Origin of the sequence: Bradyrhizobium sp. JR4.1 (genome assembly GCF_040548605.1) — a bacterium.
In the GTDB taxonomy this organism is placed as follows: Bacteria; Pseudomonadota; Alphaproteobacteria; order Rhizobiales; family Xanthobacteraceae; genus Bradyrhizobium; species Bradyrhizobium canariense.
Genome location: NZ_JBEPRY010000011.1, coordinates 231,473 through 248,490 on the forward strand (window position 1 = coordinate 231,473; position 17,018 = coordinate 248,490).

At 55.5% G+C, this 17,018-nt stretch carries 14 protein-coding genes; 4 read left to right on the top strand and 10 right to left on the bottom strand.

The features are described 5' to 3' along the window. Window positions 1-315: 315 nt before the first annotated feature. The gene (locus ABIB90_RS22500; protein WP_354201394.1) at window positions 316-1,557 is read right to left on the bottom strand and encodes an O-antigen ligase family protein; all 1,242 of its coding nucleotides are present in this window, start codon (window positions 1,555-1,557) and stop codon (window positions 316-318) included. Window positions 1,558-1,652: 95 nt separating this feature from the next. On the opposite strand from ABIB90_RS22500, the gene ABIB90_RS22505 reads away from it, so the two are divergent. Continuing rightward, on the top strand, window positions 1,653-2,606 hold the full coding sequence (locus ABIB90_RS22505) for a LamG domain-containing protein (RefSeq protein ID WP_354201395.1): 954 nt from the start codon (window positions 1,653-1,655) through the stop codon (window positions 2,604-2,606). Window positions 2,607-2,614: 8 nt separating this feature from the next. Here the strand turns inward: ABIB90_RS22505 and ABIB90_RS22510 are convergent, their stop codons facing one another. The 7 genes from ABIB90_RS22510 to ABIB90_RS22540 all read right to left on the bottom strand — a co-directional run bounded on the left by ABIB90_RS22510 (window position 2,615) and on the right by ABIB90_RS22540 (window position 10,276). Beyond that, entirely contained in the window at window positions 2,615-3,841 is a 1,227-nt protein-coding gene (locus ABIB90_RS22510; RefSeq protein WP_354201396.1) for a polysaccharide biosynthesis protein, read from the bottom strand. Window positions 3,842-3,881: 40 nt separating this feature from the next. Further along, entirely contained in the window at window positions 3,882-4,784 is a 903-nt protein-coding gene (locus ABIB90_RS22515) for an O-fucosyltransferase family protein (RefSeq protein ID WP_354201397.1), read from the bottom strand. Window positions 4,785-4,818: 34 nt separating this feature from the next. After that, the gene (locus tag ABIB90_RS22520) at window positions 4,819-5,949 is read right to left on the bottom strand and encodes a glycosyltransferase family 4 protein (protein ID WP_354201398.1); all 1,131 of its coding nucleotides are present in this window, start codon (window positions 5,947-5,949) and stop codon (window positions 4,819-4,821) included. Window positions 5,950-5,997: 48 nt separating this feature from the next. Continuing rightward, on the bottom strand, window positions 5,998-7,263 hold the full coding sequence (locus ABIB90_RS22525) for a hypothetical protein (protein WP_354201399.1): 1,266 nt from the start codon (window positions 7,261-7,263) through the stop codon (window positions 5,998-6,000). Beyond that, on the bottom strand, window positions 7,248-8,114 hold the full coding sequence (locus tag ABIB90_RS22530) for a glycosyltransferase family 2 protein (RefSeq protein WP_354201400.1): 867 nt from the start codon (window positions 8,112-8,114) through the stop codon (window positions 7,248-7,250). Before ABIB90_RS22530 ends, ABIB90_RS22525 begins: the two co-directional genes overlap by 16 nt. A gap of 27 nt (window positions 8,115-8,141) precedes the next feature. Beyond that, the gene (locus tag ABIB90_RS22535) at window positions 8,142-8,711 is read right to left on the bottom strand and encodes an LbetaH domain-containing protein (RefSeq protein ID WP_354201401.1); all 570 of its coding nucleotides are present in this window, start codon (window positions 8,709-8,711) and stop codon (window positions 8,142-8,144) included. A gap of 125 nt (window positions 8,712-8,836) precedes the next feature. Then, window positions 8,837-10,276, bottom strand: a complete 1,440-nt coding sequence (locus tag ABIB90_RS22540; protein WP_354201402.1) for an undecaprenyl-phosphate glucose phosphotransferase — start codon at window positions 10,274-10,276, stop codon at window positions 8,837-8,839. Between the two features lie 280 nt (window positions 10,277-10,556). Here ABIB90_RS22540 and ABIB90_RS22545 point away from each other — a divergent pair, with 280 nt between their 5' ends. The 3 genes from ABIB90_RS22545 to ABIB90_RS22555 all read left to right on the top strand — a co-directional run bounded on the left by ABIB90_RS22545 (window position 10,557) and on the right by ABIB90_RS22555 (window position 14,689). Further along, a complete protein-coding gene (locus ABIB90_RS22545) occupies window positions 10,557-11,585 on the top strand; it encodes an ABC transporter substrate-binding protein (protein ID WP_354201403.1) in 1,029 nt (342 codons plus the stop codon). A 763-nt stretch (window positions 11,586-12,348) separates the two neighbouring features. Beyond that, the gene (locus ABIB90_RS22550) at window positions 12,349-13,323 is read left to right on the top strand and encodes a GDP-L-fucose synthase family protein (RefSeq protein WP_354201404.1); all 975 of its coding nucleotides are present in this window, start codon (window positions 12,349-12,351) and stop codon (window positions 13,321-13,323) included. Between the two features lie 58 nt (window positions 13,324-13,381). Further along, the gene (locus ABIB90_RS22555; protein WP_354201405.1) at window positions 13,382-14,689 is read left to right on the top strand and encodes a WcaI family glycosyltransferase; all 1,308 of its coding nucleotides are present in this window, start codon (window positions 13,382-13,384) and stop codon (window positions 14,687-14,689) included. Between the two features lie 121 nt (window positions 14,690-14,810). On the opposite strand, the gene gmd is transcribed toward ABIB90_RS22555, so the two are convergent. Together gmd and ABIB90_RS22565 are read right to left on the bottom strand one after the other, a co-directional pair. Beyond that, on the bottom strand, window positions 14,811-15,902 hold the full coding sequence (gene gmd / locus ABIB90_RS22560; protein WP_007595490.1) for a GDP-mannose 4,6-dehydratase: 1,092 nt from the start codon (window positions 15,900-15,902) through the stop codon (window positions 14,811-14,813). Window positions 15,903-16,107: 205 nt separating this feature from the next. Next, window positions 16,108-16,674: a transglutaminase-like cysteine peptidase gene (locus ABIB90_RS22565; protein ID WP_007595489.1), complete on the bottom strand. Its 567-nt coding sequence runs from the start codon at window positions 16,672-16,674 to the stop codon at window positions 16,108-16,110. Window positions 16,675-17,018 lie beyond the last annotated feature (344 nt).

Sequence of the window (17,018 nt, forward strand, 5' to 3'; positions counted from 1 at the left end):
AGATGCAAGGTTCAGCGGATCAGACAAACTCACCTGTCGTCCGAGACTCTCTGGGACGCCCTTGCCTCGACGTTGAAGCCGCCGCTCGCAGTCATATTGTGAATCCAAGCCTATTTGATCACATTGTGAGCATTAAGAACGGCTGTGCGCGAGCTGTACGAGTTAAGCTGTGCTACTTTCGAAGTGACATTTGTAAAGAAATCGGCGTGCCCGGCTATAAGCGAATCGACACGATCTTGGGCACAATGGCAAATGTAACAACCTTCAGGTACTCGCTAAACCAAAAATAACGTACCGTTGTGTTTGACGCGACGACTAGCGCTGGCCTAAGGAAAGCGATCGTGACCGATTCTTTTCAGCTAGCAGGAACAAAGGAATCCAAACCGACCTCCGGAAAAACGCGGGCCCACTGAGATAGAAAAGGAGGAACACTGCAAGCACAATGAGACCCAGTATCTTTCGATCTGGTGACTTTTTTATCATGGCAGAAGCGAAATAGACCAAGAAGAGCACTTGGCTTACTGCTCCTATGATTCCGAAATTATACCAAGCTGCTAAGAGGCCATTGTGAATGTCTAGATTGTCTATTCGCGTATTTGGATCGTATCCAAAGCCAAGGATCGCGTTCGTTGGACTGGTAATGAGCCGGTCGAAGGCTTCAGCCATTTGTGAGGACCGCGAATTCAACGTGTCGTAGTCGAGGCCACTTTGCGAAAGGCGAGCCAATCGTTCTACGAAGAACGTATTGGAAAGGTATTCGGACATAACGAATCCGACGCCCGCCATAATGGCAAAGCATAGGACGATAGTTGAGAGTCTGACGTTCCCTCTCAGAAGAAGCAGACCGGACGTTCCGCCCGCCATGCAGATGAAGCCGGTGAGAGAAGCGCTCACGGTTTCAGCGTAAACAATGATCAGTATGCAAGCTACATTTAGAGCAACGCGCCTCTTGTCTAGAATTAGATCGAGCGCAAGGATCGCCCCGTACGCGCCAATCAGGCCTGCTTCTACCGGGTGCTCAACGAGTCCCGACGGGCGACTCCAGAATTCCAGCTGTTGTCCAGGCTTCGGTAAAAGCTCCAGAAACAGACCGAATTTGCCTTGAGCGATACAGACGACGCCCGTTACCGCGCTTGATAACACTAGCGCCTGTTGGATTGTCCGAATGTCGAGGGCTGAAAGATGGGCGGCGATATAGCTAAAAATAATCATAAAAAAAACGTCGCCTGCCAGAATAGCAGACTTGATCAGATGCTCGTCGGTTCCGAGCGTCACTGTGGCAGAGGTTAAGGTCGCGAGCGCAAAAAGGCATGACGCTGCTAACGGTAGTCCGTGCTCTACAAAGAATGTGTGATCGAAGCGCGGAAGCGCGTAGGGAAGTAGTATAAGGCAATATGTGGCAGCAAGAATGTCAAAGGCGGTGAGTGTTCCGATCCGTACGTTAGTATAAAAGCTCAGGGCAACGAGAAGCAGAATAGCCGCTTGGTGGACCCTGAGCAGTGGCGAAAGGAGCAGGGTTTTGGTACGGTCCGCTTGCACTTCGTGAATGCTATTCATCCAGCTACCTCTTCCCCGGTCAGTGTACTTCGCTGTCAGCAGTGCCCTAACACGAGGGCGATGCTACCTATGCTATATACAGGGAACTTCGAGCTATGGCCTATAATGTGTTTGGATGCTCAGCAAGTATATTGGTGGTCTCAGTTCTAATTTGCTCTGTGGCCCGCGCTGAGGAAACTCCAGATATCGCTCGGGAAGCAGGATACCTCGTTAATACGTTTTCATCACAGGCTGATTTCAGCCCCTCCACTGTAGATCAATCCCTGACTTTCATCCCAGGTATGAAATGGTATAATTCGAACATCATCAAGGGAGCGCAGCAAAGCCCTGACCACAACATTATCAATGCGGACGGTAGTATCACGACTTCCAGTTTAAGGAATGCCCTTGGGCTAGTGACTGCGGCTAACATAGCCAAGCCTCCAGGCTTCGTTGGACAAGCTTTCGGTGGTGGGGGCTATTTCGAGGCCGAACTTCGATTCGATCCGACTACGGTCGACCTCAAGGCGGTCTGGCCCGCATTTTGGTCCGTGTCGCTTGAGAGTTCTGCTGCCCTGCCAGTGCAGCGTTGGAACGGGCAGCAACCCAACTTTAATCATACCGTCGAGCTCGATATTTTCGAGTATCTCTACGCGCTTCCGAAGCCGCGCAACATATACGGAGCCGCGGGCCATGAATTCTTTGGCATTTACGACGTCACGTGCAAGCCTGGTCGGTGCAAAGTCGACTCGGTCAACAATGAAAGGGTTGCGCCTGCCGATACGGACTGGAGCCAATATCACAAGTTCGGAATGCTCTGGATACCGGCTACCGAGGATTCTCGTGGCTCGGTAAAGTTCTACTTTGACCGGAAGCAGATAGGATCGTCCATTCAGTGGACGAAATTTCGTGACGAGGATCCGCCCGTTACTGCTTCTAGTCCCTGGAAGTTTGGGATCCTCGATCGGCAGCACCTGATCTTAATCCTGACAGCCGGTCGCTCTTCACCAATTACAGTTCGTTCGGTGAACGTATGGCAGGCTTCTGCCAGGGCTAACCTTCGCAACTAGCCTGCGGTCTAAAGAGCTTTTCGGCGGAAGGCTTGATCGCTGAGGATGGCGAAAAGAAGCGTCACGCTAGTAGAGACACAAAACAGGTTTAGAGCTTGTGTCGAAGAGAGCCAGAATTGACTTGCTAGTCCTGCACATGTCCCAAAGCTGATTGAGGAGAATATCCGGATTGATAGTTGCCGGGCCTCGCTCACCGAATAGATCAACTGAACATACATCTTTTGAGCGACTATCACTCCAAAGAAGGCAGCCACGCAAAGCGGGGTGATTGAGGAAGGATGCTGAATCTGGGGAAAAAAAGTCTCGAGATAATGATTTCCTCCTAGGGCGAAAGTCAGCCCGACGGAGAAGCCGTAGATCACAGCCACTGCGATTACATTGCGCAGCGCTCTTTGTCGGACTAGCGTGTTCCACTTGACCCAGCGAAGGCTGACAAAGCTTGTGAGAGGAAGCATGATCAGGAGGATGGGCGCCAGAAGTGCCTGGAAGGCCCTCATGAGAGTGCCGTACCAAGCCGCGAGTTCGGTCGCGCCAACTGCACCCAACCCATACAGGCTCCCGCTAAGGGCTGAGCTAACGGCTCCATCGGCAAGAACTACATATGAGGCCGACTTTATCGTGTGTCCCAAATCGCGTGGGACCGCGAACTTCAACCCACGCCTTTCTCGGCATAATAAAACAAACGTGAGAACGCTCGCAAGCGCGAGCGGTAAATTCAAAACCATCGCGCAAACAATGACAGAGTCCAATTGAGAGCTGAAGATTATTGCGCAGCCATATATGACGCATTGCGCAATCGTTTGAAGAATCGCGGTGATGTAGTGCTCGTTGTAGGCGGCTCGGACGTTGTCGAGAATATTAGCGAACGCGCCAATGACAGGTATGGTTGCAACCACGATCAATGACCAAGAACTGGCTGTGAGGTTCGCTATAAAAGCGGTAGCGATTCCTGCTGCCAGTGCGACAGCAATTCCCGCCGTCACTCCAGCGGATATCGCCTTCGACTGTTCAAATATGTCACCTGATGAGTAAGCGAAGCTCAAACGTCTTCTGGTTACAGTGTTTATGCCGCCGAAGAAGAACGTAAATGTCGAGCCCAACGCAAGCATGGCGAGAAACTCGCCATAGTTCTTGGCTCCAAGGTGTCTGCTGATAAGGGGCAAAACAACCAGAAGGCCAAGCACCGAAGGCAGTTTGGCTATCAGATTAAATCCCAGGGAGGCGATGAGCCTCATTTTATCCGGACTGACTCTGGCCATTGTTCGCTTTGTAATTTCAGAAGATAGGGTTCGACAGATCTTCTGATCCAACAGGTATATACGCGATCCTTCTTTGATTGCTGCATATGCTTTCCGTGCCCTCCGATCGGACATGCCATACCGAAGGCATGTCGCCGAGAAACGCGGCCCATTGAGAGAATGTTGAATTCGATCCAACTAGAATTGACGCGGACGAAAGCGCAAGCAGGTCGCCAATATCCGATCGCGTGGGATGCAGTCTTGCTCCTATTGTCAGAAGGTCGCGAAGTTCCTTGGCGTGGCCGTCCGACACAATCAGCAGTGGCTTGTTCGGGTATTCGTTCTTGAGGCGTCTCAGGACTCCCGCGTACCACGACAAGGGAATGCGCTTGTTCGGCGCTCCACTATTCAATTCGGCCAAACTAGCAGGGGCGGCGAAGTCTCCCATGCGAACATGACATGCGATGTAGTCAGATTGACCCCAGCGGGGAGGCTCGGAAACCGGCTCTTTCAATATCTCAAGGAATCGGCTGCGAATCTCGGATCGATGTTCGATAAGTCCATCAAAAACGAATCGGCGGCAAGAGACGAGGTTCAGCGCTCCATCTATCGGTGCTGATGTGCTTCTATCCACGTGAATGACATTTGTTTTCGAGCCTACCCTGGCCAACGCCGCGTATTTCGCAAATCCAGTGACTTCATCAGGTGTTGGTTGAAAGAGGCCGCTATAGAAACGGTTGCGGGCATCTCCACGCAGGATTGGTCCAGTCTTTATTGAGCGCCACGCTGGAAAGATTACTCGCCCCCCGTGCTTCCGGGAAAGAATGTGCGTATGAAAATAGGTGAAGAAGCTGTTGCCCAGCCCCAGTCCTGACAGGCGGACGAAGCCCAGATCTCTCCTACTTCCCAACAGGGGATAATATAGTGTCTCGTTTTGCAAAGCGGATCCTAATCTGTCTTCGGTGGAGGAAAAGCTAAGGGCTCGTCACGAACGATGCCGGGCGAGGCTTGTTTGCGAACAAGTGGTCAAGGATATCTAGGAGGTAGTTCGCTCCCACTTTTCGCGTCAAATGCTCTTGAGCCCATCGACTGCGCACTTTTCTGAATTCGGACCGACAATACCCGTTTGCGATAGTTTGATCTATCGCTTCTGCGAGATCCTTCCCTGTGGGTCGATTAAGAACGAGACCTCGAATTGGGTCGGCGAGGCACATTGAAGCGCCGACCTTCGAGGACGTGACCACCGAGGCGCCAGCCAACAGCGCCTCCGTGACTACTGCACCCCATCCGTCATCTGTTGTTGTTGAGGGAAGAACCAGCACATCGGTCTCCGCTAAAAACTGAGGCACCTCCGGCATCCCTATCGGGCCTAGATAGCTCAGGTTGGAAATCCGCGTCGCCGCATCTAGTAAGAACCGTTCGTACGATCCATGCCCCGCGACGGAGAATTCGACGGGCGATCCTACGTGCTTTATGGAATCGATAAACAGATGAATTCCTTTTATTTCCTCTAATCGACCCAAGAAGCTGATCCGCGTGCTCGATCTAGCATTGATGGCGAAGCTTGGGGGAAGACCTATGGCCGGTTCGGATAAGAAGTAAGCAAAGGGAAAGATAGTTTGCTGACGATAGCCGGTTAATCTGAACCAGCTTGGGCCATGCGCGCCAATCGCCAAGACAAACTTTGCGTTGTTTCGAAGATGCCTCTCGGTCAGCCAAGAGTGCGCCCATCGGATGAGCCCCTTTGGCCCCTCAAGTACTCTCGGTTCGTGAAGAATCCCGAATCTCCGTTGATGGCGAACTGCGCTTCGCAATCCGTCAACTATGCATGGTACCCAATGCATGCCTGAAAATATGTGGATGGAGTCTTCGGGGGAGTTCGCAATAAGTGCTTCGACTTGCTCATTTGTCGGCGCGAGAATTATTGGGCTGTCCTCGCGTGGTGCGTCCTCCCATCCCTGCAAACGTCGTTTCTGATTTAGAGGGCGTTGGGCGATGAAGGTCACGTTTTGAACGCGACTATGCTCCAGCAACTCGTAAAATAGGGGAAGCTTGTGGGGGGACGTCTCTGGCTCCCACAGATAGATTGAGTATCTTGTATCCATCGGTCGGTTCGTCGTTGATCTAATGGGTGGTGGATGACAGGTCGAGGCTTAAGCAGAGCGCACTACTTCGGAAACGTCGATTTGATACATCTGTCGAGAACCAAGGTGCGCGGAGTCAACACAAATGATGGGGGCTGTTGGATGCCAGCGAGGGTGCAGATCGCAGCGAACGTCATTGTCGAGTTCCGTTGGCATTAGAAATTCTTTAATCTTGATGACCTGCTCCGACTTCCACTTTACGATGAACAGACAGGTCAGTCCGTTTCTGTCAGGGTAGGTATCAGTCACAAACCAATCGCCGTCGGGGGAGAAGCTGCAATGACCATCAGTTCGCAGAATACCCCGAACAACGTCGCGCCGTGTTCCCGAGTCGTGATCGAATACAATGTATCTGTCGTTCATGATCGTAGTTTTTAGAAGGGCAGGCTTCCCTAATGCTCTGTAAAGAACTTTCAGTATCTTTCCCACCGGGAGTCTTTTCGCAAATCCGGTTGCTGCGGATTTCAGCATTGCCCGCTCGCCGGCCCACGCCAGCAACTCGGAAGAATTCCGCCATCCTGCGTGAGAAGCCATTCCCGATATGAGCAGCGTAAGCTCGCTTCCGTCGGGACGGCAGCTGAACAATCTCGTGTGTTGGGTACCTGCTCTGTTAATGTGGCGGTGAAGGAAGCAAATGCGATCGTCGGTTCGATTCACCATCGGGTGATTGAGGTAGTGTACCGCGTCGGCGGAATCTCCGTCCGGCCCCGTAGCTGCGATCTGTGACAGTGGGAGTAGTAGATCGGAGCGCCCAGATTTCAGATCCAGACGCCAGAGACCATCATCGACGGGTAGCCTTGAGCCGGCATAAACGTCGGACAAACCCGCGTACCCGTATTCGGGTTTGAGCTGTGAAAGCCGGCCGAAATTTATGCTAACAGCCCATGCACCGGACGCGGAGATGGTCGCGATTGGTCGGTCATACTGTGCCTCTACGGAACCGTCGCTCCTCACCAGGCTGGCAACTGCGGTACCGTCGTTCACGTTATTGAAGATGATATGCTCGTCCGACAGCCATTGAGCCATAGCTCCTTGCTGAAAATTCCAAGCGCGTGTCTTAGCCACGGGCCGAAATTCCTCAGAGCGCTTCTCATCTATAACCCCAATTTCTACAGCCTCTCCGATGGCAGGCATTCGGTTGTAGGAGGCGCACCTATGAGCCAGAATGGCGTCCCCACGGTTGTTCCACGGCGACTTGTCATAATAGCCAAAGAAGTGATTTTCTGGTCCCTTCGTAATGGGCCGCATCGGGCAGTCGGTCACTTCGACGGGCATGACGCCGTTCCGTCTTGGACGCCTTTTGTACTGCGTAGTTCTGCGACTTTCAGTACGATGAAATACTCGTAGATGGCTTGAAGCAAGCAATAGTGAAATCCGGCTGCACCATCCAGGAACCCGCGCCGCAGGAAATATTGATACATAAACTTCAGGATAGGTCGCGCCGGCAGCCGGAACGAAAGCCTTTTAAGCGCGATTCGACGTTGAGTGGGGTCCGACGAAAAAAGTTCACGAACGTTCAGCCGCTCTTCAGTGATAGAGCGGATCGTTTCCTCTGCTTCGTACGAAGAATAACGATTGTGTCGCCATATCCAGTCGGTAAGGCCTTTCGAAAACGGGTAGTGCAGATAATCGTGCTGGAGCGTGCCTAGATTTCCGTCGATTATCGGAACAGGGTTGGCCTTTCGCGCCCATCGAATCTTGCCCGGCTTGAATAGCCTTACGATCCAAAGCGGATAGTTTGTGCTGCGCGGAATCCATTTTCCCCGGAAATGATCACGCCGGCGAAGTTGGTAGGCGACTTCCTCGTCATTGGGTCTGGAAGTCACTCGAATGATTTCGTCTCTTAGCTCTGGCGTAACCCGTTCATCCGCGTCGCTGTAGTATACCCAGGGGTGTTTAAACTCAATATTTTCCATGGCCCAGTTCTGGTGAGCCGCCCGCCCCTCATATTTGTGCTGTACCCACCTCGCTCCGAACGCTTTCACAATTTGCTCGGTGCGGTCTGAGCTGAAAGAGTCCAATACGACTATGTCATCTGACCAGTGGAAGCATTCTAGGCATGCCGCCATATTTGCTTCTTCATCCAACGTCTGGATGAAAATCGAAACATTTGCTTTCGGACTCATCGTTACTCCAGGAATCCCATAATGCCGCTAAGTGACAACGCGCGGGCCGCGCACTGTGGCGGGACTGCCCACGCAGATGCTCCACGGTGGAAGGTCACGGAAAACAGAAGACCGCGCGCCCACTACCGTACCTTCGCCAATACTTACGCCGGGGCCCACAAAGACATCCGCGCAAATCCAAACTTGCGATCCTATTGTAATCGGCGCTGTGTACAGCGGCATTTTCGCCTTGTTATGGTCGTGGCTCGCCGCGCAGAGATAGCTGTATTGCGATACGGTTGTGTTACTCCCAATGCTGATTTTCCCTGCGGAATAGCAGTCAACCTCTGGTGCGATCGTACTGTAGTCTCCCAACTCCAGGTTCCAAGGTGCCCAGATTTTTGCAGAAGAGAAGACCTTTGCGTTCCTTCCTAGCTGCGCGCCAAATAGACGCAACAACATGCGACGCCACGAGTGGAGAGGCCGTGGCGATGGCCGAAAAAGCAGGGCATAGGTCACACCCCAGAGTACTCGGCCGATCTGGTTCTTACGTGAGTACGGGCTGGGCTTGTAGCTGATATCAATCCGACTTTGTTCAGACAGCACGCAATCTTCCATTCTTGATTAATCTTGCCGCAAGAGCGCTCGCGATTCTGATATAGATTGCGGGAGCTTTTTATAAGCTGCGCTGGATCCGCAAGATGCGAACGTCTGTTCGCTGATCTTGGTAGCGATACGTTGCCCTAGTATGCGGAGGACACGAAGGCTACACCAAGCGTGCCAACGATAATCCTCACATCCAACCACAAGCTCCAGTTATTGATGTACCACAGGTCATACTCCACGCGCTTCTGCATCATCTCGAGCGCGCGGGTTTCTCCGCGGTAACCATTAACCTGGGCCCAGCCGGTGATGCCGGGCTTGACGTGGTGGCGGTAGGCGTAGTTGCCGATGATCTGCTCATATTCGGTGTTGTGGGCGGCCGCGTGCGGGCGGGGGCCGACCAGCGACATGTCGCCCTTGAGCACGTTGAAGAGCTGCGGCAGCTCGTCGATCGAGGTCTTGCGCAGCCATTTGCCGATGGCGGTCACGCGCGGGTCGTTCTTCTGCGCCTGCACGATTTTCGGGCCGTCCTCGAGCACGCGCATGGTGCGGAACTTGTAGATCTTGAAGGCGCGGCCGTTGAAGCCGTTGCGGGTCTGGCGGAAGAACACCGGCCCCTTCGAGGTCGCCTTGATCAGCACGGCGGTCACCAGCATCACGGGGGCGAACACGATCAGCGCCAGGGCCGTGCCGGCGAGGTCGAGCGTGCGCTTGAGCGCGCGTTCGTTCCGGGACAGCGGGGCGCGGCGCAGCTCCGCGGTGAAGGTGTTGCCGGTCGATTGCAGCGGATAGCGCAGGAAGCGCGCGGCGTGGGCATCGGGCACCAGATGCACGGGAACGGGCAGGATCTTCAGCGCGTCCAGGATGCTGTCGATCGCGTGCTGCCGGCTCCAGCTCATCAGCAGGAAGATGTGCTCGACCCGGTTCTCGCGCGCATAGGCGATCAGTTCGTCAAAACGCGGCGCGATCGCCGAGAGCAGCAGCGGCGAGGCGAGGTCGGCGGAGCGGATCTCCATGATCCGCATCAGGCGATAGCCGTGCTGGGCGAGGTCCTTCATGGTGTTGGACGCCGCCGGCAGCCCGAATTCGGCGATCATCACCGCGCGGCTGTTGGCGAACGCGCCGGTCGCGAGCGCCCTGGCGGTCCAGCGCCCGGCCGCCAGCTTCCAGGCCAGCAGCACCGTGAGGCCGACCAGGTAGAACGAGAGCGTGGTGCCGCGGGAAAACTCCTCGCTGACCTTCATGGTGAAGGCGATCGCCAGCAGCGCGCCGAACAGCCCGGTCCACGTCGTCAACGTGGTGCGGAACGCGCGCGACAGGCTGGTGATGTTCTTGAGCCGATAACCGTGCTGGACCGTGGTCAGCAGGATGAAGTTGATGGCAACCAGGACGCTCGCCGCGGCGTAGACATCGGCCTTGCCGAGCGCCGATTGGGTGTAGAGATGATAGGCGACCGCGCAGCCAATGCCGCTCAGCACCACCAGCACGGCGTCGCCGACCATCACCAGGCGTTCCACCACCAGAGGACGAAGAAAGCTCCAGGCTAAACCTTGAGGTGCCGGCGAAACCTGCTCGAGCACACGAATTTCCGCAACGGAATCAGGCACAGAGGCCGATCGTGGTGATAGAATTGTCATCGCGCTAAAAGCTCACTTACGATCAATTCACTATCCGAATACACCGTGCTATCGGGCAGAATCGCAATTAAAACAAGGCGAAGGAAAAAGTAACCTTACCCCAATGGATTGATTGTAGCGCATTTGCCCTCACCCGATATGTTAAATTCCACAGTCCGTTAGGAAGCCTTCAGTGCCTCAGACCCGGTCCCGGCGGCGATCCAGGCGAAGGTTCAGCCGGTATGTGGCGATTGGCCTTGCGACCGTTGCCCTGCTGGGCTTGGCCCTGATCGCGCTGCGCCCGGATTCGTTGCCGCTGCGGCAAGGGGCGAATCCCGCGGCTGTGGCAAGTCTGCTCCTCGACGGACCCTACGCGGCGCGTTTTGCCGGCGAATTGATCGCGCTCAAGCAGGGCTTTTTCACTTCCCGGATTGCGCTGGGGCCCCACCCGGACGACCCGAACTTTGTTGAAACGATCGCACGCGAACATGCCATCGGCGTGACGAGCGGCCAAAAGTTTCTGCTGGCCGCCTGGCGCGGCGTCCCCGTAACGGCGTTCGCTGCAAGCTTCCTCGACACCTCGATTGCGATCTTTACCCTGGAAGGATCCGGCTTGCGCCGGCCCCCCGACTTGGTTGGCAAGCGCGTCGGTTACCGCAGAGCGAGCGAAGGAGACGTGATCTTCGATGCGATGATGGCGCAGTTGGGCCTGCCACGCAGTCAGGTGACAAAGGTTGCCGATCGTGACAGCTTCGATGCGCTCCGCGCCGGTGAGGTCGACGCCATCATCGCCGCCATCGATGACCAGCCGAGCCCGTCCGGCGCGGGTTACGTCCGGCTGAATATGATAAAGCCGCAGGACTATGGCATCCATGTCCCGGGGCTCGTCTATTTCGCCAGCAACGATCTTATTCATGACCGTCCATCCGTGATCACCGACGTGCTCCAAGGCCTTATCCGAGGCTGGCAGTTCGCTTATAGCGATTATGCACGGAGCGTGCCTGTTCTCGCCAGCTTTGCTCCCGAAAGGCTGATCTCGGATCGCCTGAAAGCCGAGTTGCAGCAGCAGCGCAGCCTCATCTTGCCGACCGGCGGACGCATTGCCGACTATGATGAAAGCCGCTGGAGAACCCTTCGGGACATTCTGATATTCGCGAAGCTGGGCGAGGAGGAGGTACCGCTCGCCCAAGCAGTCAACTATCAATTCCTTCGCGATGTTTACCGTCGCTCGCCGGACCTTGGCGCTCCGGGCGCCTGGAACGGAGAGAACTAGGGCCAAGAAGCCACAGTTCTGCACCATATCGCTCCGAGTTTGAATCCGGTGCCTCGGAACGGTTGCGTTCCTCCGTCAGGCCTTGGTAATCTAGCCCAACGATTTTAGGGCGATTTCTAGGGTTGGTTGATGGGTCTCAGTGCTGCCGAGACGGTCCCCGCGGGGGCTGAGTGGCTTCACCGGTGAATTCTGTTGGGGCAAAGGAGCTTTACGAATGTTCAAGTCGTTTGCGCGGGTCAGTCTTTTGGCATTGGCCGCTTCCTTGGGGGCAGCGAGCAGTGCAAATGCCGGCATGCAGATGTCCGCAAGCGCGGCTCTGCTCACAGGCGCCGCTCAGGTAACGCCGGTTACCTTTTGGGCACAGCCTTACCCGTACCGTTATGTGCCGTCGCGTCACTGCCCGCTGGTTCGGGTCGAGACCCCGTATGGCTGGTATTTGGACCGCGTCTGCGCGCCCGAGGGGCCCGTCCTCCGACGCGCTTACTGATCCCGCGCCAGCTGGACTAGCTGATGTTTAGTCGAGAGGGCAGCCGTGCGGCTCGCGCGGCTGCTTCGCCTATTTTACTGCCAATGGTCTGCTTTAAGTTTACGCACCCTGTTGCAGTTCACCATTAATAGCCTGGCCCGCCTGAGCAGGCTGCTCAACAGTGAAGATTGTGTTAGCAATTGGGAGCGCGCACGAGCCCGGCTGCCGGCACTCCGTGGCACGCGAAAGGGCTGAGCTTTCGGCTTTCGCAATCGGAAGACCGAGTAGGGGTAACGGATGACGGGGACTTCAACCTACGACCTTTCGGGCAAGCGGATCTTCGTCGCCGGTCATCGCGGCATGGTCGGTTCTGCCGTCGTGCGGCGTCTTGCTTCAGAAAATTGTACAGTGCTTTCTGCCGATCGTCGCGAGTTGGACCTGACCAAGGAGGAGCCGACGCTGCGGTGGCTGGAGTCCAACCGTCCCGACGCGGTGGTGCACGCTGCTGCAAAAGTCGGGGGGATCGCTGCGAACAGCAACTTCCCCGTCGACTTTCTCTGCGAGAATCTCGCTATCGAACTCAACGTGATCCGCGCAAGCCACGCCGTCGGCGTTCAGCGCCTGTTGTTTCTGGGCTCGTCTTGCATCTATCCCAAGCATGCCAAACAGCCGATAGCAGAGAGCGAATTGCTGACCGGACCGCTTGAGCCGACCAACGAATGGTACGCCATCGCGAAAATTGCCGGTCTCAAGATGTGCCAGGCCTATCGTCGTCAATACGGAGACGATTACATTTCGGCGATGCCGACCAATTTGTACGGCCGCGGCGATAACTATCATCCCGATCACAGTCACGTACCAGCCGCACTGATTCGCCGCTTCCATGAAGCAAATCTCGCACAGGCGCCGACCGTGACTGTCTGGGGCACGGGGACGCCGCTCCGCGAGTTTCTCAATGTCGAAGATTTCGCCGACGCCTGTATCTTTCTTCTGAAGAATTATTCAAGCGACCTGCCGATCAATGTGGGTAGCGGCGACGAATTATCGATTGGCGATTTTGCGGCAACGGTTGCAGACGTGGTGGGCTATCGGGGCAAGCTGGTCTTCGATACGTCTAAGCCAGACGGTACGCCGCGCAAGCTGCTCGATAGCTCGCGGGTGCGGGCGCTTGGTTGGCACCCAAATACGTCTCTGCGCGCCGGTCTCGCTGCTGCGTATGCGGATTTTCTAAAGGGCTACGGCCGTCATTTGGAGGTCAGCGCCACCAGCTGAGCTCAGCTATTCTGCTGCAATAGTTTTAATCTCTGAAACTTACTTGGATTGCGCCTTTATGCGGGTTCTTTTGGTCGGCATCAATTATGCCCCCGATCTGATCGGAGTGGCGAAATACAATAGCGAGCTCTGCGAAAGCCTCGTCGCCGAAGGTCACGAGGTCAGGGTGATCACGGCTCCGCCGTATTATCCCGCCTGGAAGATCCCGCACCGCTTTAGTAGTTCTTACTTTAGAACGAGGCATATCGATGGCGTTAGGGTCACGCGGACGCCGATCTATGTGCCTGAACATCCGTCAGGGGCGAAGCGACTTATCCATCATGCCTCCTTCGCATTCTCGAGCGCAGCGCCGGCCCTCGTGAATGCGCTCTCCTGGCGACCAGACGTCATGATCGCGGTAGCCCCGTCTCTGATGTCGGCTGCCTTCGTTTCGTTCGTCGCTCGTCGCGTCGGCGCCAAATCGTGGCTCCACATTCAGGATTTCGAGGTCGATGCAGCGTTCGATCTTGGTCTGCTGCGCAACGTTTTCTTGCGCAAATGGATGCTTAGGACTGAAGCGGCGATTCTCAAATCCTTCGATCATGTTTCGACCATCTCTCAGCCGATGATGGATCGCCTGATCCTCAAAGGGGTGGACCTCGATAAAGCAGTTGAGGTCAGAAACTGGATTGATACCCGGGCGATCTGCCCCGCTTCGCGGATGACGAAATATCGCGAGCAGCTCAAGCTTGGCGAGACCGACATCGTTGCGCTCTACTCCGGAACGATGTCGAGAAAGCAAGGGCTTGAATTCGTGATCGAGGCCGCGATCGGGTTGGAGCAAAGCCATCCACATATTCGGTTTATTCTTGCCGGCGACGGACCAGATAAGGCGAGGCTCGAGCAATTGGCCGCCGGGCATTCCAACATCCATTTTTTCGGGCTTCAGCCCAAGGAAAGCTTCAACGAGTTGTTGGCAACTGCAGATTTCCACCTGATTCCGCAGAAGGCGGAGGCGGCCGATCTGGTGTTGCCTTCCAAGCTTGGCGCGATCTTTGCGTCCGCTCGGCCAGTCATCGCCATGGCCGAGGAGGGTACGGGGCTTGCGGCGGAAGTCATCGGCGCGGGCCTTGTAATTCCACCTGGAGATTCGTCCGCTCTTCAAGCCGCAATTTGCCAGCTTAGTGAGGCATCCGCCCTCCGCGAACATTACGGGGAGGAAGGAAGAAAGCGAGCCCTTGATCGGTGGGACCGACAAACAATTGTTCGTCGGTGGTCGGAAGTCATGGCGGACGAGCGCAAGTCGACAGGGGCGATGGGAATCGGACCGACAAGCGCTAACGACAACATTGGACTTCCAGTGGAGGATGCGGTTCGGTTGCCCTGAGGCGTCTGGCCTCGACTGCGGAGAAATGACGTCTGCTGACGAACAAGAGCAGCCAAAGGTGAGCGTCGCGATGAGCGCTTACCTCCGGCCCGCTCGCGGTGACGGCTGATCTAACTCAGGATCACTCGTGACGCGGAAAGTATCTGAATCCGTGCTGCTTGATCAGTTCGTCGCGCTTTGCCGATTCGAGGTCTTCCTTCATCATTTCCTGAACCAGAGACTCGAAGGAGGTCGTTGGCTCCCATCCGAGTTTCTGCTTCGCTTTCGCGGGATCTCCCAAGAGAGTTGCGACCTCTGTGGGCCGGAAATAGCGAGGGTCGACCGAGACGATACATTTGCCGGTAGAGACGTCATAGCCCTTCTCATCGACGTCGCTGCCTTCCCAGCGAATCCTTATTCCGACTTCGCTGGCCGCAATATTAACGAAGTCTCTCACGGAATGCTGCACACCAGTGGCGATGACGAAATCCTCCGGCTTCTCCTGCTGCAGCATCAACCACTGCATCTCGACGTAGTCGCGGGCGTGGCCCCAGTCGCGCAGCGCGTCGAGATTGCCCAAATACAGGCGCTCCTGAAGACCTAAATGGATTCGCGCGAGTGCTCGCGTGATCTTTCGGGTAACGAAGGTCTCACCGCGAACAGGAGACTCGTGATTGAACAGGATGCCGTTGCAAGCATACATGCCGTACGCTTCGCGATAGTTCACCGTGATCCAATAGGCGTAGAGCTTGGCGACTGCGTAAGGAGAGCGCGGATAAAAAGGAGTGGTCTCCTTCTGCGGAATTTCCTGAACCAGTCCGTATAGTTCGGAAGTCGATGCCTGGTAAAAGCGGGCCGTCTTCTCGAGCCCCACGATGCGCATCGCTTCGAGAATCCGCAGCGTCCCCAGCCCATCGGAATTCGCAGTGTATTCGGGTTCCTCGAACGACACGGCCACATGGCTCTGCGCAGCCAGATTGTAAATTTCGTCAGGCTGTACCTGGGCAACGATCCGGATGAGGCTGGAGGAGTCCGTCAGATCGCCGTAGTGCAGCCGGAACGGCGGATCGGGCTCGTGTGGATCGAGATAAAGATGATCGATGCGATCGGTATTGAAGAGGGAGGTCCGGCGCTTGATGCCATGGACTTCATAGCCCTTCCCTAGAAGCAGCTCGGCCAGGTAGGCCCCGTCCTGGCCCGTAACACCGGTAATTAATGCGCGCTTTTTGGTCATGCAAATTCTCACAGACTGGATGCGTGTTCTTACCCAATAGCCTGTCCCGTTGCTACCCGCGGCAGAGTATTTTTGAGCTGATTGGGCGCTATTATTAACGAGCCAGCCGTATCAACTTCGGAGGGCCGGCTAAGGGACTAATACCCCAAGCTCTCGGGATGACTGAATTCCCGAACGTGGCAGAATTCGAACCGCAGGCGAGCAGCTAAGATCTCGCAAGACCGCGCATCCAGAGTTGAGGGTTCAGACCCGATTGCGTGCGCAGGAAGACGTATTGATCCGAGGCTTCGTTGAGCTGGACGACCGCCCCGCTCAGATTGTCGAGAACGAAACTGACTCTTCCTTCTCGTACGAGCAAAATGAGGTGATGCTCTCCTGTGTTGCGAATAACAACTTCTGCCAAAAGGAGAGACGAGGTTGGCCAGCCCGCTTGGAGCAGCAAATGGCGTTTTGTAACGGCATAATCGCCACAGTTTCCATCATAGGGAAAGATCTGCCATTCATAGTCATTCCGGCTTACCAACAGACTCTCGGGCGCGATGCTAGAATTGACAATTGAATTGATTTGATTGAGCTCGCGCCAGCGCTGCCCTCGGAAGCGGAAGCCTGTTATCCGACGGTCCTGCTGTTCCTGGCAATCTTCAGGGTACTTTGTACAGAACAGCGTGAACGAAAGCGGAGGGACGACCTCCTGTGTGTCGAAATTGGAGTAGGCGGGCCGGCTGCTAACACAACACGCCAGCACCAGCATGCGTGCAGCATGTCGGATCATCGCATCGGCCTCATGATGGGCTGGACGATCCTTGTATATTGCGACGCAATAATGAAAACGCGATATCAAATGTGAGGCAGTCGATGCCTCAATCTGCGCCGTTATGGGCCACTTGCAGATATCGCGCGAGCGGTGTGGGTTTCGAGGCAACGTATTTCGCTTTCGGAGTATTCCTCCGGGGTGGGCCGCCTTGTTGAGTTGCAGGTATCCGACGAGGATCTAGCTTTAAGGCTAGCCTTAAGGTCGGTGGATGCGGGTAGAGGTCCTGGGCGGGGTTGAGCGTCGTCGTCGCTGGTCTCGCGACGATAAGATGCGGATCATCGAAGAGACGCTGGCGCCCGGCG